Below are 23,238 nucleotides of genomic sequence, written 5' to 3' on the forward strand. Positions count from 1 at the left end.
ATTTTCATGTACTTGGAATGACAGCGGCCGAGCCGGTGAAATCCGGCTCGGCCACGAGGAACATCCGGCGGCTCAGTCGCTGAAGCGCGCCACAATGGCGCCTTCCTCCACCACATCTCCCTCGGATGGCAGGATTTCCTGCACCACGCCGGCCCGGGGAGCCACGACCGGGATCTCCATCTTCATCGATTCCAGGATGAGCAGGGGCTGGCCCTCCTCCACCTGGTCGCCGACGGCAACCTCGATCTTGAACACGGAGGCTGTCAGCTCGGATCGCACGTCGGACATGTCGTGACCTTTCATTGCTTCGTCATGCTGGAGGAAACCTAAGCATACGCTTATGATGAGATGATGGGGAGCCTGCAGCGCCACTCAGGGGTGTGCAGAGGCTGAAATGGAGTGACGACGATGGCCGAGACCAGCCCGCCGCAGGCGGCGATCCCCCCGCGGGTCCTGATCGACCGCGAGCACGCCGAGCGACGGATCGAGCAGTTCTGGGACGAACGGGCCACGGGCGCCTCGCGCAAGATCCTGCGCGGCGCGACCCTCGCGTTCGCCGACCTCGGCTACCACGGTGCGTCCACCCGCGAGATCGCCACGCGATCGGGCATGAGCTCGGCGGCGGTCTACATCCACTTCGAGTCCAAGCAGGAGCTGTTCCACCGCATCGCGCTCGAGGGACACCGGGCCTCCACGGGCGCCTTCAGCCAGCCCGCGCGGCAGGCCGCCGACCCGGTGGGCCAGCTCAGACTGGGGGTGGCGTCGTTCGCCACGTGGAACGCCGAGATGAACCTGCTGTCGCGCTCGATCGAGTACGAGATCCGGCTGCAACGCGGACCGGAGTTCGCCGACGTGTGGGCGCTGCGACGCGCTGTCGACGAACACGTCCTCGAGATCCTCGAGGCCGGCGTGGCCGAGGGCACCTTCCGGCTCGCCGACCTGGAGTGGGCCAAGATCACGATCCTGTCGACCTGCATCGACGTCGCGCGCTGGTACCGGCACGGGTCCGCGCGTACGCCCACCGCGATCGGCTTCCAGTACGCCGACCTGGCGATGACCCTCGCCGGCGCCCGCCACCTGTCGCACTGAAGGCTCCTCGGGCGAGTCCGCGCCCGCCTGTTGACACGACCGTCAAAGTCGGCTTCACTCGTTGACACTGACGTCAATGAGACCGTCGTCACCTTCCGTGCCCGGTCTCCCCCGACCCCCCGGAGGCAGCCGTCCCATGACGACCCCGCAGACCCTCGACTCGTACCTGGCCGAAGTCCGCCGGCTGCAGGACGCCCTGCGTCCCGCCGGGATCCCGAACGAGGTCACGTACCCGGCCGGTGAGATCACGATCCCGGCCCACGTGTCGCACTGGGCGGCCGAGCGGCCCGACCACCTCGCGCTCGCCCTCGGCGACACCCGGTACACCTACGCCGAGCTCGACGACGCGCACCGCCGCGTGGCCACGTGGATGTCCGAGCACGGCGTGGGCCGCGGCGATCGCGTCGCGGTCTACCTCGGCAACTCCACCGAGTTCGTCATCGCCTTCCTGGCCCTGCTGCGCCTCGGCGCCGTCCACGTGCCGGTGAACCCGATGTTCCAGCCGGCCGAGCTCGCGTACGAGCTGCTCGACAGCGAGCCCGTGCTCGTCGTGACGAACACGGCGCTGTCGGCGACGCTCGAGGCGTGCGCCGACCGCGTCCCCGCGATCCCCGTCCTGCTGACCGACGGCACCGGCGAGCTCGGCTGGGAGTCGGCCGTGAGCGCGGCCCCGTACGCGGGCGACGACGGCGACCTCGAGTCGCTCGCCGCGCTGAACTACACGGGCGGGACGACCGGCATGCCGAAGGGCTGCCAGCACTCGCAGCGCCACATGCTCTACACCGTGGCCAGCGCAGCCGCGGCCACCGCGATGCCGTCCGACGGCAGCTACGTCTCGCTGTGCTACCTGCCGATCTTCTGGATCGCGGGCGAGGACCTCGGCATCCTGATCCCCCTCGTGCTCGGCGGCTCCAGCATCCTGATGGCGCGCTGGAGCGCCGCCGAGGTGGTCGACACCGTCGAGCGCGAGCACGTCACCCTCATGACGGGCACGGTCGAGAACTACCTCGAGCTGATGGACACCCAGGATCTGGCGTCGCGCGACCTGAGCTCGCTGCTGGACCCGCAGGCCGTCTCGTTCGTCCGCAAGATGACCCCGGAGGTCCGGCACCGCTGGGCCGAGCTCGTGCCCGGCTCGGTGCTGCGCGAGTCGGCCTACGGCATGACCGAGACCCACACGATCGACGCCGTGCCCTACGGCTTCGCCGAGAACGACCAGGATCTGCTCGCCGAGCCCGTCTTCTGCGGGATCCCGGTGCCCGGCACCGACATCGCCATCGTCGAGCTGGGCACCCAGAACCCCGTCCCGCTGGGCGAGGTCGGCGAGATCATCGTGCGCAGCCCCTCGGTCACCGACGGCTACTGGCGCAACGAGGAGGCCACCCGCGAGCAGCTGGTCGACGGGTGGATCCACACCGGCGACAACGGCCGCATCGACGAGCAGGGCTTCCTGCACTACCTCGGTCGCCGCAAGGAGATGATCAAGGTCAGGGGCATGAGCGTGTTCCCCGCGGACGTCGAGATGCTGCTGGCCCAACACCCCGCCGTGGACTCGGTCGCGGTCGTCCCCACCGACGACCCCGACACCGGCCAGCGCCCCGTGGCGTTCGTCGTCCCCAAGGCCGGCTCGGACGTCACCGCCGAGGAGCTCGTGACGTGGTCGCGCGCGAACATGGCCACCTACAAGGTGCCGCTCGTCTCGGTGCTCGGCTCCCTGCCGATGACCGCCACCGGCAAGGTGCGCAAGAACGAACTGGCCGACGACGCGGCCGCGCTCAACTCCAAGGTCTCGTCGTGACCGCCCTGCCCACGCTCGAGGAGCTCGAGCCGCTCGGCGCGCTCTTCACCCGGACGGTGCCCGAGCGGTACCAGGACCTCAACGGCCACGTGAACGTGCGCGGGCACTACGACCTGCACATGGACGCCGCCGAGGAGTCCTGGGAGCGTCAGGTGGGCCTCGACCAGGCCTTCCTCGACCGCACCGGGCAGAGCTCGTTCAGCCTCACGCACCACGTGCAGTTCCACCGGGAGATCCTCGTGGGCCATGAGGTCTCGACGCACCTGAGGATCCTGGCCCGCGGACCCAAGACGGTCCACGCCGTCACGATCGTGGCCAACCGCACCACCGGCGAGATCGCCAGCACCCTGGAGTTCGTCGAGGCCTACGTGGACCTGACGACCCGCCGCACGGCACCGTTCGCGCCGGACGTGGCCGAGCGCATCGACGAGCTCCTCGAGCAGCACGCCGCGCTGCCGTGGTCGCTGCCGCCGAGTCATCGCCTCGGCACCACGCGCCCGACCGAGTGAGTCCTTCCGCGGCTCAGTGGCCGAGACAGGCCATCCAGATGCGGTGCATCTCCTCGACGGCCTCGTCCACGGTGGTCTCGCCGGCCACCACGAGGGGCGCGTAGCGGTCGTTCATCCCGGCGCCCATCATGCCCAGCGCCTCGGGATCGGCCACCGGCTCGACCCGGCCGGCGCGGGCCTGCTGGCTGACGTACGTGGCCGTGCGGTGCACGGCCTCGCCCTGGATCTCGCGCCAGAGGCGGCGCATCTCCTCGTCGGCGACCGCCTGGTGGTTGAGGACGGTCATCAGCGCGAGGTTCTCGACCGTCGCCTCGAGCGTGGTCGCGATCGTGCGGTGCAGCACCTCGTCGACGGCGTCGCGATCGATCCCGGACAGGTCCTGGGCGCGCAGGAAGCGGTCGCGCACCTGCTCGGCGAGGACGGCGAAGACCTGCTCCTTCGACGCGAAGTAGACGTAGAACGTGGCGCGGCTGACGCCGGCCCGGCGCGTGATCTCGGCGATCGTGGTGGCGCCGTAGCCGAGCTCCTCGAACGCCGCGCGAGCCGCGGTGAGCAGCTCGCCGTGCCGTTGCGCGTCCGCCCGGTCGTGGTCCTCGCGGATCGCCCAGCCCTGAGTCATGGCCTTACCCTAGCCTGCCCATTGACACAAGTGTCAACAGTCGCGAGGATGGCTGTTGACACTTACGTCAACACCAGGAGTCGACGATGAAGGTCCTGATCGCCAACCGCGGCGAGATCGCCCACCGGATCGAGCGCGCGGTCCGTGCGCTCGACTGGACGCCCCAGCACGTGCACACCGCCGAGGAGGCGGGCAGCGCGGACCCCGAGAGCTACCTGCTCCCGAAGGCCGGCGTGGCCGGGTACCTCGACGTCGAGGCCATCGTGGCCGCCGCGGTGCTGACCGGATCGGACCTGGTGCACCCGGGCTACGGATTCCTCAGCGAGAGCGCGGAGCTCGCGCGGGCGTGCGAGGCCTCGGGGCTCGTCTTCGTCGGCCCGGAGCCGACCACCCTCGAGCTGTTCGGCGACAAGGGCAGTGCCCGGGAGCACGCGCTGGCCCACGGCGTGCCGGTCCTCGACGCGACCGGCCGCGACGCCTCCCTCGCCGAGGTCGCTGCCCTGCTCGAGCGTCACCCCGCCGGGATCATGATCAAGGCCGTCTCCGGTGGCGGCGGACGCGGCATGCGCCCCGTCACCGACGCCGCCGACCTCGCCGAGGCCTACGACCGCTGCCGCTCCGAGGCCGAGCGCGCCTTCGGCAACGCGTCCGTCTACGCCGAGCGGCTGCTCGCCACCGCCAAGCACATCGAGGTGCAGGTGCTGGGCGATGGCACGGGCGTCGTCACGCTCGGCGAGCGCGAGTGCTCGGTGCAGCGCCGCCACCAGAAGGTCATCGAGGTCGCGCCGAGCCCGTCGCTGACCGACGCCCACCGCGAGCGACTGACCACGTGGGCGAAGGACCTCACCGACCCCCTGGGCTACCGCGGCCTGGCCACGGTCGAGTTCCTCGTCAACGCCGACCTGCTGCGCCGCGGGGGCCCGCTCGACGCCGTGTTCATCGAGGTCAACCCGCGGCTCCAGGTGGAGCACACGGTCACCGAGGAGGTCACCGGCACCGACCTCGTGCGGGCCCAGCTGCTCGTGGCGGCCGGCCACCGTCTCGACGAGGCAGGCGTGCCGACCGACGTGCAGCCCCGCCCCGGCGTCGTCGCGATCCAGTCGCGCGTGAACGCCGAGGAGGTCGTCGGTGGCACGGTCGTCTCCACCACTGGCACCGTCACCGCCTTCTCCGCCCCCGACGGCGTCCGCGTCGACACGGGCATCGCCGCGGGCACCGTCGTCGACGGCACGTTCGACTCCCTCCTCGCGAAGGTCGTCACCGTCACCGAGGGCGACCACGCCACCGCGTGCGCCGACGCCGACGCGGCGGTCGCCGCCCTGCGGATCGACGGCGTGCGGACCAACGTCCCGCTGCTGCGCGAGCTGCTGGCGCACGACGCCGTCCGCAGCGGCGAGGTCACCACCGCGTGGCTCGACCGCCTGCTGGCCGATCGCGCCGACACCGAGCGCACCACCGACGAGTCCGGCACCGTGACCTCGGTCATGAACGGCACGGTGCTGGCGGTGTCGGTGAAGCCCGGCGACACCGTGGGACCGAAGTCGCCGCTCGCGACCCTCGAGTCGATGAAGATGGAGCACCCCGTCACGGCCGGGTTCGCCGGCACCGTCACCGAGGTCCTCGTCGGGGCCGGCGAGCAGGTGGCGGCCGGCCAGCCGATCGCCGTCGTCGCACCCGACGACACCGTCGACCACCAGCACGCCGAGGACGCGGACGTCGACCTCGACCACATCCGCCCCGACCTCGCGGAGCTCCACGACCGGATCGCCCGCACCCGCGACGCCTCCCGGACCGAGGCCGTCGCCAAGCGGCACGCCCGAGGCCACCTCACCGCGCGCGAGTGGGTCGACCTGCTCGTGGACGAGGGCACCTTCACCGAGTACGGCGCGCTGACCGTCGCGGCCCAGCGGCAGCGCCGCACCCTCGACGACCTCATGGACAACACGCCCGCCGACGGCATCATCACCGGCCTCGGCACGATCAACGGCGACGACGCCGGTGCCTCGCGTCGCTGCGCCGTCCTGGCCTACGACTACACGGTGCTCGCCGGCACGCAGGGCTACTTCAACCACAAGAAGACCGACCGCCTGCTGGAGCTGGCGCGCGACCGGAAGCTGCCGGTCGTCCTGTTCGCCGAGGGCGGCGGCGGTCGACCCGGCGACACCGACACGGCCGACCTGCTGGCCGCCGGGCTGAACGTGCGCACCTTCGCCACGATGGGCTCACTGAGCGGCGTCGTGCCGACGGTCGGCATCCTCACGGGCCGCTGCTTCGCCGGCAACGCGGCCCTGCTCGGCTGCTGCGACGTCATCATCGGCACCGAGGACGCCAACCTCGGCATGGCCGGCCCGGCGATGATCGAGGGCGGCGGGCTCGGCGTCTTCACCCCCGAGCAGATCGGCCCGATGTCGGTGCAGGCCCCGAACGGGGTGGTCGACATCGTCGTCGGCGACGACGCCGAGGCGATCAGCGTGGCCCAGCGCTACCTCTCGTACTTCCAGGGCGGACGCACCGCGTGGGAAGCCGCCGACCAGCGCCGGCTGCGCCACGTCATCGGCGAGAACCGCAAGCAGGTCTACGACATCCGCACGGTCATCGACGCGCTCGTCGACACCGACAGCGTGCTGGAGCTGCGCCGCGAGTTCGGCACCGGCGCGATCACCGCACTGGTGCGGATCGAGGGCCGGGCGTACGGACTCGTCGCGAACAACCCCGCCCACCTCGGCGGCGCGATCGATGCTGACGCGGCCGACAAGATGGCCCGGTTCCTGCAGCTGTGCGACGCGCACGGCCTGCCCGTCGTGTCGCTGTGCGACACCCCCGGCTTCATGGTCGGTCCGGAGAGCGAGCAGACCGCCACGGTGCGCCACTTCAGCCGGCTGTTCGTGATCGCCGCGCACCTGAAGGTGCCGATGACCACGATCGTCCTGCGCAAGGCCTACGGGCTGGGCGCTCAGGCGATGGCGGCCGGCGGCTTCGCCCAGACCACCGCGACGGTCTCGTGGCCCACCGGCGAGATCGGCGGCATGGGTCTCGAGGGCGCCGTGCGGCTCGGCTTCTCCAAGGAGCTGGCCGCCATCGAGGACGAGCAGGCCCGGGCCGAGCGCTACGAGGAGCTCGTCGCCCAGCACTACGAGGCCGGCAAGGCGATCAACGGCGCGATGAAGCTCGAGCTCGACGAGGTCATCGACCCCGCCGACACCCGCCGCTGGATCGTGGCCACCCTCGGCGACTGGGAGGGCGAGGGATCGCACCGCTACGTCGACACCTGGTGAGCCTGATCCGCTGCGGTCAGTCTTCTTCCGTCAGGATCTCCAGCGCCGTCTCGGCGTCGATACGGCGCTGGCCGGCTACCACAGTCCAAGCGACGTCCTCGGGAGCGAGCCGGGCTCGCAACGTCAGGAGTCGGGATCGGTCCGAGCCGGTGAAGCGCTCCCGCTCAGCGAACGGGTCGTCGATGCAGGCCAGCAGCGCCACCGCGTCGCGCAGGTGGCGCTCGGGGTCGCGGGAGTCGGTCTTGTAGGCGGCGGCCTTCAAGATGAGTGCCCCGAACACGTTCGGCACCGAGACCGTGGTGATGGTTCCGGGGTCGACCTCCAGACGCGCGTTGATGGTGCGGCGCAGCGCCTGTGTGCCGCCCTCGATGCGGACCATGTCGCGTCCGGCGAGCCGTTCGGTGACCCTCGGAGCGTGGTGGTCGGCGAGCAGGACGTCCACCACGTCTTCGGCGTCCTCGTCGAGTAGGCTGGCGACCAGGTCAATCTTGCTGGCGCCTCGAAAGAAGCGGTGAGCCGTGTTGTCGCGGGGATCGACGGCTGGGCGAAGCTCGTAGCCGAGAGAGCGCAGGGCGGCCGCGGTCTGGGTGGCAACGCCGCGGGAGGTCTCGATGTGCAGCACGATGTCGACGTCGTTGGTCGGGCGCACGATGCCCAGGCCGTGGTGGATGGAATGCAACTGGGCCATGAGGCCACCGACCAGAGTCCACCTGTCGGTCGGCAGCACTGCGGCGATTTCGGCGACGTTCGGCCACGGGTCCGGCCAGCCGCCAGTGGCGGCGGCGATGTCGATGGTGGGGCGCTCGCCCAGATTCTCACCGTCGGGCATTTTCGCGGAACAGCTCCAATCGTTGAATCAAAGCCTGCTGTCCCACACCGCGTTCGCGCGGGTCGAGGGACGTGGCGGCGTCGACAGCGGCGAGCGTCCTGTTGAGCGTTGCCAAGTAGTTGATGAACTCGATGTCCATGGAGGTGTGGCGCAAAGTGATGGATCCCGTGGTGTCCTCGCGCAACCGGCAGCGGCGCACGAGGTCCGCGATCCGACTGGTGTGGACATAGCCGTCGACGATGGCGGCGTCCTCGACGAGTCCGAGACGCTGGCGGCCGGGGATGACGAGCTCCTCTCGGACGCGTTCGTTGACCGAGCGGTGGCCGGACCAGGTGGTGACGGTTGCACGATCGCGCAACCTGATGGCCAGCTCGCTCGGGTCGGTGATGTCGAGCAGAGTGGCGCGCAACCGGTACCTCTGTGTGTCACCGAGGTCCAACGGGGCCGCGCCCGACAGCAGTGCGACAGCTCCCCAGGCGGTGTGCTCCGCCCACGTCCGAGTCCGGCCCGTGCCACGTTCGGCGCGGTAGCGCTCCACCGAGGTGCGGTCGAAGATGCCGCGGGCAACACGGACGATGTCCCCCGCCTCGGCGAGAACGCGCACTTGGCGGGCCTCGACGCCCAGGAGGTCAGATGCCTCTTGGGTAGTCAGGAAGTCGCCACGGAATGCCACAACAGAATATTGCCTCTTCCGGTGGTTATCTGTAAAGCGATGGTGGCACGCAAGGCACGAGCAGGCGTATCGAGATCACGTTGGCACTGACCGCTCGATCGTCGTCACGACGCTCGTCACCGACGGCCTCGCCGGCGTGCTCGAGAACCCGAAGCGGCACGGCGGGTCGACCGGGGCGAGGTCCCCGAGGTCGGTCCCCCGCCACGTCCCGGCGATCGCGGTCACCGCGGTGACCCCGGTCGCGCCGTACCACTCACGGCGGTCGTTCCCGGCCGTCCCGCGCGTCCGCACGCCCCGCATGACGACCCGCGCCACCGGGTCGATCGCACCGCACCACGCGGGCGCGGTGGCCACCCGCGAAGGCACGAGGCCGAGCAGCACGCCGAGCGGCGTCCGACCTCCGACCACCAGCCGCAGCGACAGCGATGGCGCCTGGACCTGCCACCCGTCGGCGGTGTCCGTCACGGACACGGGCTCGATGACGTGCTCGTCGAACGTGTAGGTCGCCGCGACGAAGTCCCGCACCCGATCGGACGGGGCGAGCAGCACGCGGTGGCCGGCCGCGTCCTCGAGCATCACGTCCGCGAACGCGCCCCACGGCGAGGCGTCCCAGCGCCCGACGACCACGCGGATCCCGCTCGTGCTGCCGACCCCGGCGATCCGGCCGGCGAAGCGCTCCCTGATCCGACCCGACTTCACGAGTCCATCCTGCCCGCTCAGGGCCAGCGGCTGTCGGTGGCGAGCGGCAGGATGGGCTCATGCTGCTCGCCGAGCTCGTCGCCACCTCCGCCGAGGTCGCCGCCACACGCTCCCGGAAGGCGAAGGTCGCGCTGCTCGCCGAGCTGCTCGGCCGGGTCGAGCCCGATGAGCTCGAGGTCGTCGTGTCCTACCTCGGTGGCGCGCTGCGCCAGCGGCGCACGGGCCTGGGCTGGCGGGGCGTGAGCGCACCGACGCCACCGGCCGACGAGCCGTCGCTCAGCGTGCTCGAGGTCGACGCGGCGTTCGAGGCGATCTCGAGGCTGTCCGGGTCCGGCTCGCAGCGCGCCCGGCAGGAGGCCGTCGCCGAGCTGTTCGGGCGCGCCACCGAAGTCGAGCAGGCGTGGCTGCGCGCGATCGTCACCGGCAACCTCCGCCAGGGCGCGCTCGACGCCGTCACGCAGGAGGCGGTGGCGCAGGTCGCCGGGGTCCCGGCGGCGGCGGTCCGCCGGGCGGCGATGCTCACCGGCAGCACGGTCGCAGCGGCGGGTGCCGCCTTCGAGGGCGAGGAGTCGCTGGCCGCGATCGGCCTCGAGGTCGGCCGGCCGGTGATGCCGATGCTGGCCTCGAGCGCCCCCGACGTGGCCACCGCGATGGCCAGCCTCTCCCCCGACGGCAGCGCCGAGGTCGCCGTCGACGCCAAGCTCGACGGGATTCGCATCCAGGTCCACCGCGACGGCGACGCCGTGCTCGTGGTCACCCGCAGCCTCGACGACATCACCGAGCGGCTGCCCGAGGTGGTCGAGATCGCCCGCTCGCTTCCCGCCACGCGATTCGTGCTCGATGGCGAGGCGCTCGCGCTGTCCGACGACGGCCGTCCGCTGGCCTTCCAGGACACCGCCAGCCGCACCGCCCAGGCCGCGGGTGTCGCGATCACGCCGCACTTCTTCGACGTGCTCCACGTCGACGGCCGTGACCTGCTCGACGCCCCCGGCCACGAGCGCCTCGCCGCGCTCGACGCGCTCGTGCCCGAGGCCCACCGCGTCAGTCGCCTCGTCACCTCCGACGTGGCGGCCGCCGACGCCTTCGCCGCCGAGACCGTCGCGGCGGGCCATGAGGGCGTCGTCCTCAAGGACCTCTCCGCTCCCTACGCCGCGGGCCGGCGCGGCTCGGCCTGGGTCAAGGTCAAGCCGGTCCACACCCTCGACCTGGTGGTCCTCGCCGTCGAGTGGGGCTCCGGCCGCCGACAGGGCTGGCTGTCCAACATCCACCTCGGCGCGCGCGACGAGTCGTCCCCGACCGGCTTCGTGATGCTCGGCAAGACGTTCAAGGGGATGACCGACGCGATGCTCGCGTGGCAGACCGAGCGCTTCCTCGCCCTGGAGACGCACCGCGAGGGTCACGTCGTCCACGTGCGTCCCGAGCAGGTCGTCGAGATCGCCTTCGACGGACTCCAGCGCTCCACCCGCTACCCCGGCGGCCTCGCCCTGCGCTTCGCGCGCGTCGTCCGCTACCGCGACGACAAGGCGCCGCACGAGGCCGACACGATCGAAACTCTACGGAAGATGCTCCCAGCACGCGAGAGTGTTGGTCCCACGATCACCACTGACGTCTAAATCGGCCGGAGCGCGAAGCTCGCAACTTACCCGCCCTCAGTTCGCGAGCATGTGGCAAGCAGACTCTTGACCTCTGCCACATCGGCCTCCGCTCCACACTCTTTGCAGGGCTCCGATGGAGTAGAGGTGATCAGGGTTATCGAGCAAGACGGGCAGATGAAGATGTCGGAGCTCAGCAGCCTGCCAACGCCGCTTGACGCCGCGGTGGCGATGGCAAGTCTGGGATCCTTCAGCGCATACATGTGAAGCGGCTTAGCCCCGCGGCTCTGCTCGCCGATCTTCTCGACGGCACCCGCCTCGATCCAACTGACGATCTTATTTCGAACCGCTGTAGTCGAGATCTTGAACACGTCGCTTGCTAGGCGCGTGTTGGTAAATGAAGGCTCAGGCAGCCGATTGAGGTCCTTCATGTACTTGCCAAATAGTTCCTGACTTCGGGTCTTCGAAAACTCATAGATCCCTTTATAGATCGTTCTCTCAGCGATCTTCGCCGGGTAGCTGGGCTGACGTGTGTGCTCGGCGACGATCCGCTCGCACATCCGGATCATGTCACGAGGAGAGTCCGGACTGAGATGGGCGAGCAGCCGGTGAACATTGACGGGGAATGCCGGATCAACCAGCTCATTGAAACTCGTGACTCGCCCCTCGGAGAAGGCAGCCAAGCGTCGACTGAGCATCTCTGTCAACTCGGGGACGGTCCAGTGCAGGTTGGAGACACCGAGACGGTCGCCTCGCCCTCCCTCCTCAATGAAGGGATCATTTAGCAGATCCCATAAGAAGAACTTGAACGCTACGCCCGGCTGTTCGACCGTAGTGAGGTCGAGCAGCAGCGGACTAATGAGTTTGAACGCAAGATCTGGGTTGTTCCCTGTCTTACTAGTCTCGTCCAGTTTGTCGACAAGAATGTAGACAGCGTCGAACCCAAGTGCCTTGAACACGTCGACCAGTTTGGGGAAGAGGTACGAAAGCGTCGCAGCTTCACGGGTTGCGCTCTCCGCAAGTTCCGACGGAACTTTTACGCCATCGAGACCGAACTTACTCATCAGCGCCGCAATCCCGGCAGAGATGAAGCCGCCGTACGTGTGCCAAGCGTCCGAGGCTTTGTCGCCCAATGACTTGACCGACGAGATGGCTACCTCCAGTTCTTGTTGATTCAGATTGCTGAGCAGCTCACTAGATGAGTACTTCAGCACCTGCTTGTTGTGCTCACTGAGCGTCTTGGCGCGAGCGGGATCGTGCGCGAGGTGGCTAAGCGCCGCAACGGTCAGAAGCCTGCAGACAATTCGCAGGTGATCCGCGAGAGTTGCGTTCCTCGGGTCTGTCTCCGAGAAGTTCGTATACGTCACGCAGGCGAAGTCGGCACCCTGGCCTGAAGCGATCTCGATCATCCTCCGCTGCGCGGTCTTACCACTTCCACGCGGCGCGAACACAATCGTCGACTTCGGCGACTTGGGGGATCCGAGCACGCTCTCAAAATAGGGCGGCGGTACGAAGTAGTCCGCGAGGCTGTCTTCATTCTCAGAGTTGGTAGACGCAAAAGGGTCGCCGAGGAACCCATGTCGTTCGAGGAGCCTTCAGCCGACACTCTTCGCTCCATTCTTCGAGTTCAGTGAACCGAACTTTATCGGGCCCGGGTCCGTGCTCGTGATCGTTCACTACCTTGGCGCGAAAAGATGCTCGACGGGATCACCGACGAGATACTCGCGTGGCAGACCGAGCGCTTCCCGAACTGGAGATGGATCACGCAGGCCACATTCTTGCTACGTCCATCCACCGAGCAGGAGACCGGTAGCTGCCGGGGCCTACACAGACGGGGGCGGTTCAACGCCAACCTCGGTGGGCGGTAGCACCGCGAGCCTGAAGCGCGTTCCGAAGTCCGTTGGTTTGAGAAGGCCCTTTTCCACCGCGAGTTCGTAAGATTCGTCCGCAGACACCTCAAGTCGCGTGAACTCGTCGCGCTCGCGTACGAAGTCATAAGCGTCCTCAGCGACCCGATGCGTTAGGTAGTCCGCTTCGACTAGTCCCAACCTGACCCAGTTGTCGACGTATATGGGCCAGTCGGCGAGAACAATAGGCTGGCTGGTCTCCGGAGATCGAAGATCAACAACGTGGCGCGTCAACGTGTGGAACCCACGCTTTGGTTCATTGAGCTTCATGCGGATCTCGGCCATCGGTTCCCCGGCCCGGTTGGCGAGAAACCGCGGCAACAACGAAGCTTCCTCGGCAGACAATTGCCGGATCACCGAAGCATATGAGGGGTGTGCGCCCGCGGCGTTCCGGCGGTCAGACGCTGTCGCCAAGAGATTGAGATACATCTCCTTGAGATCTGGTTCATCGAGAGAGTAAGAGAGCCCTTCCATCGCCTGCGCAGCGACGTTGGGTGCAGGGCTAACGAGCTCTTCGTGAGGTACGGAGGCCATCTTTTCCGCCATGTCCTCTGCGAAGGCGCCAGACTCGAAGTAATCCCTCCGGTAGCCCGCGAACCAGAAAAGTGGGGCGAGAAGCTTGTTTATGGTCAGCTGCTTCGCAGCCATCCGATCGCCCATCGCCGCGGCAGCAACCTGAGCACCCGGAGATTGCTTCGCAATCTCCCGAATGACAGCCCTTTCCGCTTCGCTTCCGTTGAGCGCCTTACCCAACACCTCTACGCCTTTGGTGGCACCGCTCGCGCCGAGCTCTATCCCCGTCATCCGCCGACCGTACCGCGCGGTTCGTCGCGAGGCCGCCGATTCGCGAGGAAGCTCAAAGGGAGGAGCCTTGGGGCCTTCGTCATCGGAGGCATGATCTCGATACGGCGTCTCGCTTCGCTCGCCGCCTACTCGATCACCGGCCCACGAGCCCTTGGGTCACTGCGAACAGACAGCAGCCCCGCCGGGGAGGAATCCGGCGGGGCTGCTGGCTCGTGGGCGTCAGTCCGCGTTGCGGATGCTGCGCAGGTTCACGACGCGGTAGCCGGCCTGGAAGGTCAGCCCCTTCGTGAAGTAGTTGGCCACCGGGACCATCAGCGGCACGAAGTCCGCACGCTCCAGCAGCGCGGCCTCGGCCTCGCCCCAGCGCTGGCAGCGCTCGTCGCCCTCGAGGCTCGACACGCTGTTCTCGATCAGGTCGTCGAAGACCTCGTTGTCCACGCGGCCCCAGTTCATCGCGCCGCCCTCGCCGAAGACCGAGCTCATCTTGGTCGCCATCGGGTAGGGCGTGCGGATCGCCGTCTGGTACGGGTACACGAAGATGTCCCAGCCGGTGCCGTCGCCGTAGATGATGCCCGCTCCCTGCGCGAGGGTGCCGTTCGTGATCTCGACCTTGATGCCCAGCTGGCGCAGGGCGTCGGCGATGTAGTCAGGGCCGGAGTTCTGCACGTCGTAGCCGAGCAGCTCGATCGTCAGCTCCTTGCCGCCCGGGCCGTAACCGGCCGCGGCGAGCTCGGCCTTGGCCTTGGCCATGTCGTTCTCCGGCACGAACTTCTCGTTCTCCGGCGTGTAGCAGTTCATGTTGTCGGTGATCACCGTCTCGGCGGGCTCGGCGACCCCGAACGACGCCGCCTTGGCGTAGCCGGCCGGGTCGAGCGCGTGCGCGACCACGCGGCGGAGGCGCTCGTCCGCGAACGGGCGGCCCTCACGCTCGTTGAACGACACCGAGTCGGCGCCGAACGCCTTGCCCTGGATGGGCTCGTGCTCGCGCTCGAGGCGCTCGGAGTCCCGGCCCAGGATCGCCGCGATGTCGGTGGCGCCCGTCTCGAACAGGTTGGCCCGCGTCGAGTCCGCCGTGACCACGCGCATGGTGATCTTCTGCGGGATCTCCTCGTCCTCGGCCAGACCCGGGGAGTCCCACGCCTCCAGCACGTACTCCTCGCCACGCTTGAGCGAGGTGACCTTGTACGGGCCCGACCCCTGAGGTGCGGTGGCGAGTCCCTCGATGTCCGCCAGACCCTTCGGGCAGACGATGAACGCGTTCGTCATCGACTCGAGCATGTCCGTGTGGGGCTCGTTGACCTCGATCGTGAGGGTGTCGGCACTGTCGTCACCGACGATCGACTTGGCGCCACCGGAGCCGAACAGCCGGCCGCGGAAGGGCGAGCCCGACTCCGGGTCGGCGAGGCGCTCCATGTTCTTGGCGATGTCCGACGGCAGCAGGTCGGAGCCGTCGCTGCACTTGAGGTCCGGCCGCAGGGTGAACACGACCTTGGTCGGCGTGACCTCCCACTTGGAGGCCATCGCCGGCGCCACCCCTCCGGTCTTGTGGTCCTGGCGGACCGGCGTGTCGTAGACGGCCTCGAACAGCTGCATCGCGCCCTGGTCGGAGGCGGAGATCGCCGGGTCGAAGGTGTCCACGTCGTTGCGCAGATCCATCACGAGGCTCTCGGGAACCTCCCCCGCCGGGCCCTGCGCTCCCCCGGACTCCCCGCCGCACGCGGCGAGCGTGAGCGCCGCGATCGTCACCAGTGCCAATGCCTGAACTCGTCTCGACATGACCAGCCTTTCCCTCCGATGGACATGTGATCGTCCTCACATGTTCCGCCCATCCTGATGGGGTCGACCGGCAAAGTCAATGTTGAACTCATGTTTAACTGAAATTGGTTTCAACTCATGCGAAAGGGCCGCGCGGATCACCGCGCGGCCCTTCCGTGAACGTCTTTCAGCGAGCGTGCGTGACGCCACCGTCGACCGTGATGGTCGAGCCCACGACGTAGTCGCCCGACCGTGCCGCGAGGTAGATCGCGGCGGCGGCCATGTCCTCGGACGTGCCGATGCGGCCCGACGGGATCGAGGACTTGATCTCCTCGGCGTGGTCGCGGGCATCCTTGTTCATGTTCGAGGCGAACGCCCCCGGCGCGATGCCGCTGACGGCGATGTCGTCCTCGATCAGGCGGATCGCCATGCGGCGCGTCAGCTGGATGACGCCGGCCTTGCTGGCGTGGTACGAGTACGTCTCCTGAGGGTTCAGGCTGATGCCGTCGATCGAGGCGATGTTGATGACCTTGGCGAGGTGGTCGCCCGTCGCGGCGACCAGGTCCGACTTCAGCGCCTGCGTCAGGAAGAACAGCGACTTCACGTTGAGGTCCATCACCTTGTCCCAGCCGGACTCGGGGAACTCGTCGAACGGCGCGCCCCAGGCGGCACCGGCGTTGTTGACCAGGATGTCCAGGCTCGACTCGTGCTCGCGGTAGCGCGCGACGAGGTCGTTGATGCCCTCCAGCGTCGAGACGTCGGCCGGCAGCGACACGCACGTCCCGAACTCCGAGAGCTCGGCGGCGGTCGCGTCGCACGCCTCGGCCTTGCGGGCCGAGATGTAGACCCGCGCGCCCTGCTTGAGGTAGCCCTCGGCGATCATCCGGCCGATCCCGCGGGACCCTCCGGTGATGAGAGCGGTGCGGCCTTCGAGCGAGAAAAGTGACGTAGTGTCCATGTGGATCCTCCAGGTGGATGGTGAGGTGGGTCGGGGGGTCAGGACTGCGGCAGGTCGACGAGGCCGGCCAGGTCGGAACGGTGCGCCGCGGGCGTGCCGAGCGCGAGCTGGTCGGACTTGGCCCGCTTCAGGTACAGGTGGATCGCATGCTCCCACGTCATGCCGATGCCGCCGTGGAGCTGCAGCGCCTCCTCGGCCGCGTGCAGCGCGACGTCGGAGCAGTACGACTGGGCCACGGCCTGCGCGACCGGGGCGTCCGGATCGCTCGTGGCGAGCGTGTCGGCCGCGTACCGCGCGGCAGCCTGCGCCTGCGTGACCTCGAGGTACAGGTCGGCGAGTCGGTGCTTGATCGCCTGGAACGAGCCGATCGGCCGGGCGAACTGGACGCGCGTCTTCGCGTACTCCACGGTGGTCTCCAAGCACCACTGGGCCAGGCCCAGCTGCTCGGAGGCCAGCAGCGCGGCGCCCGCGGCCAGGGCCGCGTCGATCGCGGCGATCGCGGCGTCGCCCTCGGCGAGCACCGTTCCCTCGCCCGTCGGGGTGACGGACGCCAGGGGCCGGCTCATGTCGAGCGACGTGATCGGCGTGACGTCGGCGGTCTCGTGCAGCACGAGCCGCACGGTGCCGCCCTCGGAGGTGGGCACGAGGAAGAGGTCGGCGCCGATCGCACCCGCGACCGGAGCGGTCGGGCCCTCCCCCGCCGACCAGGCGCCGGCACGAGCCGACCACGGCAGGACGAGGACGATCCGGCGGTCACCCGAGGCCACCAGCGGGAGGACGTCCTCGGCCTCGACGGCCAGCAGGGCGGTGGTCGCGATGACCGCGCTCTCCAGGAACGGGACGGGTGCCACGGTGCGGCCCAACTCCTCGAGCACCACGGAGGCCTCGCGTGCGCTCGCGCCCGCGCCGCCCCACTGCTCGGGGACCAGCAGGCCGGCCAGCCCGAGGTCGCCCGCGAGGGCGGACCAGGCGGCGGAGACGTCGGTGTCCGGGGCGTCGTAGAGCGCCGCCACGGTCGCAGGATCGACGGTGCGCCTCAGCGCACCGCGCACGCTCGAGCGCAGCGACTCCTCGACGTCGGAATACAACAACTCGCTCATCGGGCCACCGCCTCGGAGAAGCAACGGTAGGACGATGGCCCGACTCGAAGCTCTGATTGGTTCACTCGCTGACGCTCGCTCATCGGGGCACCTCGTTGAAGGGGACGCCCTTGTCGGGGCGGTGGTCGGCGGGCAGGCCCAGCACGCGCTCGGACACGACGTTGCGCATGATCTCGGACGTGCCGCCCTCGATCGAGTTGCCCTTGGCGCGCAGGTAGCGGAAGCCCGGACCGCGGCCCAGGAAGCTCGCGGACGCGGTGCGCACCATCGTCCAGTCGTCGTACTGCAGTCCCGCGTCGGGATCGAGCTCGAGGGCGAAGCCGGACACCTGCTGCGCCTGCTTCGCGAACGCGAGCTTCATCGCCGAGCTCTCGGGCCCGGGCTGGCCCACGGCCAGCTGCTGGCGCAGGCGCTCGCCCGCGAGGCGGGTCACCTCGGTCTCGACCCACCACGACATGAGCCGGTCGTGCTCGGCGGCGGAGCGGACCGACGGGTCGGTACGCCAGCGCTCGGTGACGATGCCGATCTGGCCGGCCTCGCGGTCGGCGCCGCTGCCGATCGCCACACGCTCGTTGTTGAGCGTCGTGGTGGCGACGCGCCAGCCCTGGCCCACGTCGCCGACCCGGTCGGCGTCCGGCACGCGTACGTCATTCAGGAAGACCTCGTTGAACTCGGCCTCACCGGTGATCTGGCGCAGCGGGCGCACGTCGACGCCCGGATCGGCCATGTCGACGACGAAGTACGACAGGCCGGCGTGCTTGACCACGGTCGGATCGGTGCGGGCGACGAGGATCGCGCGCTGGGCGTTCTGCGCCCCCGAGGTCCACACCTTCTGGCCGTTCACGATCCAGGTGTCGCCGTCGAGGACGGCCTTCGTGGCCACGCCCGCGAGGTCGGATCCGGCACCGGGCTCGCTGAAGAGCTGGCACCAGACCTCCTCGCACGTGAAGAGGGGCCGCAGGTAGCGCTCCTGCTGCTCCGGGGTGCCGAACGCGATGAGCGTCGGCGCCGCCATGCCCAGGCCGATGCTGTTCAGGCCGAGGTCGGGCGCCGGGGCACCCGCCTCGGCGAGCAGCTGCTCGACCACCTGCTGCTCGTCGCGCGGGCGGTCCAGGCCGCCGCGGCCCACCGGGAAGTGGACCCACGCCAGCCCGGCGTCGAACCGGGCACCGAGGAACTCCACCGGGTCGACCGTCGCGACGTCGAACCGCTCGAGCAGTGCCGCCACCTCGGCGCGGACGTCAGTCACGCGTCCCCGCCTTGCGCAGCTCGTGACGCGCGAGGGCGTTCTTGTGCACCTCGTCCGGCCCGTCGGCGAAGCGCAGCGTGCGCACCTGGGCGAACCACTCGGCGATCGGGAAGTCCTGGCTGAGGCCACCGCCACCGTGGACCTGGATCGCCTTGTCGACGATCCACTCCACCGTGCGGGGCGCGGCGATCTTGATGGCCTGGATCTCGGTGTGGGCGCCCTTGTTGCCGACGGTGTCCATGAGCCACGCGGCCTTCAGGGTCAGCAGGCGGATCTGCTCGATCTTCACGCGCGACTCGGCGATCCAGTCGCGGACGACGCCCTGCTCGCTGAGCGGCTTGCCGAACGCCACGCGGTCGTTGGCTCGCGCGACCATCAGCTCGAGGCTGCGCTCGGCGATGCCGATGAGGCGCATGCAGTGGTGGATGCGGCCGGGCCCGAGGCGCGCCTGGGCGATCGCGAAGCCCTCGCCCTCACCGGAGATGAGGTTCGTGACGGGCACCCGCACGTCGGTGAAGATCACCTCGGCGTGGCCGCCGTGGTCGCGGTCGTCGTAGCCGAAGACGCGCATGCCGCGCTTGATCTCGATGCCGGGGGTGTCCCGCGGCACGAGGATCTGCGACTGCTGGCGGTGACGCGACGCGTTGGGGTCGGTCTTGCCCATGACGATCATGATCTTGGCGTTCGGGTTCATCGCGCCCGAGATGAACCACTTGCGGCCGTTGATGACGTACTCGTCGCCGTCGCGCACGATCGAGGTCTCGATGTTGGTCGCGTCGGAGCTGGCCACGGCCGGCTCGGTCATCGCGAAGGCGGAGCGGATCTCACCCGCCAGCAAGGGCTCGAGCCACTGCTTCTTCTGATCGTCGGTGCCGAACATGCTCAGCACCTCCATGTTGCCCGTGTCGGGCGCCGCGCAGTTCGTGGCGGTGGGAGCCAGGTGCAGGCTGCGGCCCATGATCTCGCACAGCGGCGCGTACTGGAGGTTCGTCAGCCCGGCGCCCTCGGCGCCCGGGTGGAAGAGGTTCCACAGGCCCCGCTTCTTCGCCTCGGCCTTCAGCCCCTCGATCACCGGCGGGGGCGACCACACGTCGGGAGCGGCTTCGAGCTGCTCCCAGAACGTCGCCTCGGCGGGGTAGATGAACTCGTCCATGAACGAGGTCAGGCGCTCGATCAGGTCGTTGGTGGTGGCGTCGTAAGCAAATTCCACGGGGGTCTCCCAAAGGTGAATTCAGATTCAACTCAGGCTAGCGCGTCGCCCCGCCGATGGCAATGGTCGGTCCGGCTCAGGCCGAGGCGCGCACCGGGAACGTCATCCCCAGCGCGTTGAACCACAGCTTCGTCGACGTCTCGACCATCGCGTCCAGGTCGTAGCCCTCCCCCAGCGCGAAGGAGTAGTAGGCCAGTCGGCTCACCATGCTGGACAGGGCGCGCGAGGTCATCAACGGATCGAGCGCCGGGTCGGCCAGGCCGGACTCCTGGGCGGACTCCACCCACCGCGCCACCCGGTCGGTGAACAGCGTCGAGCGCTGCACGCGCAGCGCGCGGAAGTCGGGGTTGATCGTGGCGACCTGCTCGAGCAGCACCATGAGCTTGGCGTTGCGCCGGTAGGCCTCGAAGTACGCGCGATTGCTGGCCTCGAGGACGGCCGCGATGTTCTGCGGATCCTCCTCGACACGCGGCAGGCCCGGGTGCAGCATGTCGTCCTGCGCGACCTGCAGGACGGCCGTGAAGATCTCGTCCTTGCTGTCGAAGTAGGTGTAGAAGGTGCCGATCGACGTGTTCGCCTCGCGCGCGATGTCCGTCAGCCGGGAGTTGATGAACCCGTCGCGCTCGAACACGCGTCGCGCCGCCGACACGAGTGCCTCACGGGTCCGCTGACCCCGGGCCGTCACGGGCAACGAGCGCAGGCTGCTCTCGTCGACCAACGACCCGGGGGCATGACCGTCGGGACTACTGGCTCTGCTCACCGACAGGCCTGAGCACCGAGATGACGGGCGGGCCCGCGACGAGATCCTTCAGCACCTCGCCGAAGGCGTTGAACTCGGCCGACGAGCCGTGACGACGCAGCGCGTCACCGTCGGCGTACTCCTCGAGCAGCACGTAGTCCACCTGGCTGCCGCTCACGCGCTGCAGGTCCCACCGGGTGCAGCCCTCGTCGACCAGCATGGCGGGGCGAGCAGCCGCGACGGCCTGCTCGAACTCGGCCGTGCGGTCCTCGCGGACGGTGACGGCGGCGGTCACGTTGATCATCGGTCTCCTCCAGCGGACGTGGCACGCGTGCCGAACACGGGGGTGCGCTTCTCCACGAAGGCGCGGACGGCGCCGATGTGGTCCTCGGTCAGCCCGGTCGCCTTGTGCAGGGGCACCTCGGCGTCCATGCTCTCCTCGAGGCTCACGCGGGGGGCGCGGTCGAGGTTGTCCAGCATGTACTCGTAGGCCTGGGCGGGACCGTTGGCGAGCTGCTCGGCGAGGGCTCGCACCCGCGCGTCGAACTCGTCCTCGGGCACGACCTCGTTGAGCAGGCCCAGGCTGCGGGCCTCCTCGGCGCGAACCCGGGGGTTCAGCAGCATGAGCTCACGCGCCTTCACCGGGCCGACGATGTCGTTGAGCAGCCACGCCACGCCGAAGTCGCCCGAGAGGCCGACCGCGCCGAAGGCCGTCGCGAAGACGGCGCGCTCGCTGCCGATCCGGAAGTCCGCGGCCAGCGCGAGGCCCAGCCCGGCGCCGGCGGCGGCGCCGGGGATCGCCGCGATCACGGGCTTGCGGCTGCGGTAGATCTTGCCCACCGTCGCGCGCTGCGCCTGGCGCTGCGCCTCGACGGCCTCGGCGTCGACCTCGGAGCTGCCGCCGCCCTCACCGCCCTTGGCGTCGAAGTCCTGGACGTCGCCGCCGGAGCAGAACGCCTTGCCGGCACCGGTGATGACGATGACGCCGACGTCCTCGGAGTCCTGCATCGCGTCGAGCAGGGTCTCCAGGCCGGCGACCATCGCGTCGGACAGGGCGTTGCGGCGGTCGGGACGGTTCAGCGTGATGGTGCCGATCCCGTCCGCGACCTCGCCGTAGACGTCGTCGTCGGTGCTCGTGCCGTTGATGAGCTGCGACATCACGCGACCTCGAAGAGGCCGGCAGCGCCCATGCCGCCGCCGATGCACATGGAGATCACGACGTAGCGCACGCCGCGGCGCTTGCCCTCGATCAGCGAGTGGCCCACGAGGCGGGCGCCGGTCATGCCGTACGGGTGGCCGACCGAGATCGCGCCGCCGTTGACGTTGTAGCGCTCGGGGTCGATCTCGAGGGCCTCGCGGCAGTAGAGCGCCTGCGACGCGAAGGCCTCGTTGAGCTCCCACAGACCGATGTCGTCGACCGTCAGGCCGTGGTGCTTGAGCAGCTTCGGGATCGCGAAGACCGGGCCGATGCCCATCTCGTCGGGATCGCAGCCGGCGACGGCCATGCCGCGGTAGACGCCGAGGACGTTCGCACCACGCTGCTCGGCGACCTTGGCCTCCATGAGCACCGAGGCGGACGCGCCGTCGGAGAGCTGCGAGGCGTTGCCGGCGGTCACGCTGGACACCTTCGTCACCTGGCCGTCGGGCAGGACGGCGGACAGGCCCGAGAGCGACTCGCGGGTGGTGGAGGGGCGGTTGCCCTCGTCCTTGGCCAGGGCGACGCGCTGCTCGCTGATCTGCTTCGTCTCGCGGTCCTGGACCAGCTGGACCGACTCGAACGGCACGATCTCGTCGTCGAAGCGGCCGGCCTCCTGGGCGGCGGCGGTGCGCTGCTGCGAGAGCAGGGCGAACTCGTCCTGGGCGTCGCGGCTGACGTTGTAGCGCTCGGCCACGATCTCGGCGGTCTGCAGCATCGGCATGTAGAGGTCGGGGCGGTGCTGCTCGAGCCACGGATCGTTGGCGCGGTGGCCGTTCATGTGCTCGTTCTGCACGAGCGAGATCGACTCGACGCCACCGCCGATCGTGATGTCCATGCCGTCCGCGACGATCTGCTTGGCGGCCGTGGCGATGGCCATCAGGCCCGAGGCGCACTGGCGGTCCACCGACATGCCGGCGACCGATGTGGGCAGGCCCGCGCGCAGCGCCGCCTGGCGTGCGACGTTGAAGCCGCTGCTGCCCTGCTGCATGGCGGCGCCGAAGACGACGTCGTCGACCTCCGAGCCTTCGATGCCGGCACGCTTGACGGCCTCGGCGATGGCGTGGCCCGCCAGCTCCTGTGCCTGCGTGTTGTTGAAGGCACCGCGATAGGCCTTGCCGATGGGGGTGCGGGCGGTCGAGACGACAACTGCCTCTCTCATGAGCGTTCCTTCTGATCCGAAAGTCGATGGTCGAGAGTCCTCGCGCCGGCGGCGCGGAACAGGTAATATGAATCTT

At 69.2% G+C, this 23,238-nt stretch carries 20 protein-coding genes and 1 pseudogene; 5 read left to right on the forward strand and 16 right to left on the reverse strand.

What is annotated here, in order from left to right; all coding sequences use genetic code 11:
- Positions 1-72 precede the first annotated feature (72 nt).
- Positions 73-288 carry a biotin/lipoyl-binding carrier protein gene (locus B5D60_RS04600; RefSeq protein WP_078701286.1) on the reverse strand — a complete coding sequence of 72 codons (216 nt, stop codon included), beginning with the start codon at positions 286-288 and terminating at the stop codon, positions 73-75.
- 120 nt (positions 289-408) lie between these two features.
- Between B5D60_RS04600 and B5D60_RS04605 the strand changes: the two genes are divergently transcribed.
- From B5D60_RS04605 to B5D60_RS04615, 3 genes are all read left to right on the forward strand, one after another.
- Complete coding sequence (locus B5D60_RS04605; RefSeq protein ID WP_078699057.1) at positions 409-1,089, forward strand: TetR/AcrR family transcriptional regulator; 681 nt, start codon at positions 409-411, stop codon at positions 1,087-1,089.
- A 136-nt stretch (positions 1,090-1,225) separates the two neighbouring features.
- Positions 1,226-2,887, forward strand: coding sequence for an AMP-binding protein (locus B5D60_RS04610; RefSeq protein WP_078699058.1), 1,662 nt, complete (start codon positions 1,226-1,228; stop codon positions 2,885-2,887).
- Positions 2,884-3,396 carry a thioesterase family protein gene (locus tag B5D60_RS04615; RefSeq protein ID WP_078699059.1) on the forward strand — a complete coding sequence of 171 codons (513 nt, stop codon included), beginning with the start codon at positions 2,884-2,886 and terminating at the stop codon, positions 3,394-3,396. Before B5D60_RS04610 ends, B5D60_RS04615 begins: the two co-directional genes overlap by 4 nt.
- Positions 3,397-3,409: 13 nt before the next feature.
- Here B5D60_RS04615 and B5D60_RS04620 read toward each other — a convergent pair whose 3' ends face one another.
- Positions 3,410-4,015, reverse strand: a complete 606-nt coding sequence (locus B5D60_RS04620; protein ID WP_078699060.1) for a TetR/AcrR family transcriptional regulator — start codon at positions 4,013-4,015, stop codon at positions 3,410-3,412.
- Between the two features lie 86 nt (positions 4,016-4,101).
- Here B5D60_RS04620 and B5D60_RS04625 point away from each other — a divergent pair, with 86 nt between their 5' ends.
- Positions 4,102-7,290, forward strand: a complete 3,189-nt coding sequence (locus B5D60_RS04625; RefSeq protein WP_078699061.1) for an acetyl-CoA carboxylase family protein — start codon at positions 4,102-4,104, stop codon at positions 7,288-7,290.
- A gap of 16 nt (positions 7,291-7,306) precedes the next feature.
- On the opposite strand, the gene B5D60_RS04630 is transcribed toward B5D60_RS04625, so the two are convergent.
- The 3 genes from B5D60_RS04630 to B5D60_RS04640 all read right to left on the reverse strand — a co-directional run bounded on the left by B5D60_RS04630 (position 7,307) and on the right by B5D60_RS04640 (position 9,491).
- Positions 7,307-8,119 carry a hypothetical protein gene (locus B5D60_RS04630; RefSeq protein ID WP_078699062.1) on the reverse strand — a complete coding sequence of 271 codons (813 nt, stop codon included), beginning with the start codon at positions 8,117-8,119 and terminating at the stop codon, positions 7,307-7,309.
- Positions 8,106-8,792 (reverse strand): type IV toxin-antitoxin system AbiEi family antitoxin domain-containing protein, encoded by a 687-nt coding sequence (locus B5D60_RS04635; protein ID WP_078699063.1) that lies wholly within the window; start codon positions 8,790-8,792, stop codon positions 8,106-8,108. Before B5D60_RS04635 ends, B5D60_RS04630 begins: the two co-directional genes overlap by 14 nt.
- 75 nt (positions 8,793-8,867) lie before the next feature.
- Complete coding sequence (locus B5D60_RS04640) at positions 8,868-9,491, reverse strand: hypothetical protein (protein WP_231948973.1); 624 nt, start codon at positions 9,489-9,491, stop codon at positions 8,868-8,870.
- Between the two features lie 59 nt (positions 9,492-9,550).
- On the opposite strand from B5D60_RS04640, the gene B5D60_RS04645 reads away from it, so the two are divergent.
- Positions 9,551-11,104: an ATP-dependent DNA ligase gene (locus B5D60_RS04645; protein ID WP_078699064.1), complete on the forward strand. Its 1,554-nt coding sequence runs from the start codon at positions 9,551-9,553 to the stop codon at positions 11,102-11,104.
- 26 nt (positions 11,105-11,130) lie between these two features.
- Here the strand turns inward: B5D60_RS04645 and B5D60_RS04650 are convergent.
- The 11 genes and pseudogenes from B5D60_RS04650 to B5D60_RS04700 all read right to left on the reverse strand — a co-directional run.
- Positions 11,131-12,633, reverse strand: a pseudogene (locus B5D60_RS04650) (P-loop ATPase, Sll1717 family); the annotation flags it as partial.
- 273 nt (positions 12,634-12,906) lie between these two features.
- Positions 12,907-13,794 carry a DUF4393 domain-containing protein gene (locus tag B5D60_RS04655; RefSeq protein ID WP_078699066.1) on the reverse strand — a complete coding sequence of 296 codons (888 nt, stop codon included), beginning with the start codon at positions 13,792-13,794 and terminating at the stop codon, positions 12,907-12,909.
- A 219-nt stretch (positions 13,795-14,013) separates the two neighbouring features.
- The gene (locus tag B5D60_RS04660; RefSeq protein WP_078699067.1) at positions 14,014-15,570 is read right to left on the reverse strand and encodes an ABC transporter substrate-binding protein; all 1,557 of its coding nucleotides are present in this window, start codon (positions 15,568-15,570) and stop codon (positions 14,014-14,016) included.
- A gap of 166 nt (positions 15,571-15,736) precedes the next feature.
- Positions 15,737-16,507 carry an SDR family oxidoreductase gene (locus B5D60_RS04665; RefSeq protein ID WP_078699068.1) on the reverse strand — a complete coding sequence of 257 codons (771 nt, stop codon included), beginning with the start codon at positions 16,505-16,507 and terminating at the stop codon, positions 15,737-15,739.
- A 38-nt stretch (positions 16,508-16,545) separates the two neighbouring features.
- Positions 16,546-17,607: an acyl-CoA dehydrogenase family protein gene (locus B5D60_RS04670; protein WP_078699069.1), complete on the reverse strand. Its 1,062-nt coding sequence runs from the start codon at positions 17,605-17,607 to the stop codon at positions 16,546-16,548.
- A 79-nt stretch (positions 17,608-17,686) separates the two neighbouring features.
- Positions 17,687-18,856, reverse strand: a complete 1,170-nt coding sequence (locus B5D60_RS04675; protein ID WP_078699070.1) for an acyl-CoA dehydrogenase family protein — start codon at positions 18,854-18,856, stop codon at positions 17,687-17,689.
- Positions 18,849-20,066: an acyl-CoA dehydrogenase family protein gene (locus B5D60_RS04680; protein ID WP_078699071.1), complete on the reverse strand. Its 1,218-nt coding sequence runs from the start codon at positions 20,064-20,066 to the stop codon at positions 18,849-18,851. Before B5D60_RS04680 ends, B5D60_RS04675 begins: the two co-directional genes overlap by 8 nt.
- Positions 20,067-20,142: 76 nt before the next feature.
- A complete protein-coding gene (locus B5D60_RS04685; RefSeq protein ID WP_231949013.1) occupies positions 20,143-20,751 on the reverse strand; it encodes a TetR/AcrR family transcriptional regulator in 609 nt (202 codons plus the stop codon).
- 58 nt (positions 20,752-20,809) lie between these two features.
- Positions 20,810-21,109, reverse strand: coding sequence for a putative quinol monooxygenase (locus B5D60_RS04690; RefSeq protein ID WP_078699073.1), 300 nt, complete (start codon positions 21,107-21,109; stop codon positions 20,810-20,812).
- On the reverse strand, positions 21,106-21,963 hold the full coding sequence (locus B5D60_RS04695) for an enoyl-CoA hydratase-related protein (protein ID WP_078699074.1): 858 nt from the start codon (positions 21,961-21,963) through the stop codon (positions 21,106-21,108). The genes B5D60_RS04690 and B5D60_RS04695 overlap by 4 nt, the downstream gene beginning before the upstream one ends.
- Positions 21,963-23,162 carry an acetyl-CoA C-acyltransferase gene (locus B5D60_RS04700; protein ID WP_078699075.1) on the reverse strand — a complete coding sequence of 400 codons (1,200 nt, stop codon included), beginning with the start codon at positions 23,160-23,162 and terminating at the stop codon, positions 21,963-21,965. The genes B5D60_RS04695 and B5D60_RS04700 overlap by 1 nt, the downstream gene beginning before the upstream one ends.
- Positions 23,163-23,238 lie beyond the last annotated feature (76 nt).

Origin of the sequence: Aeromicrobium choanae (assembly GCF_900167475.1) — a bacterium.
Classification (GTDB): Bacteria; Actinomycetota; Actinomycetes; order Propionibacteriales; family Nocardioidaceae; genus Aeromicrobium; species Aeromicrobium choanae.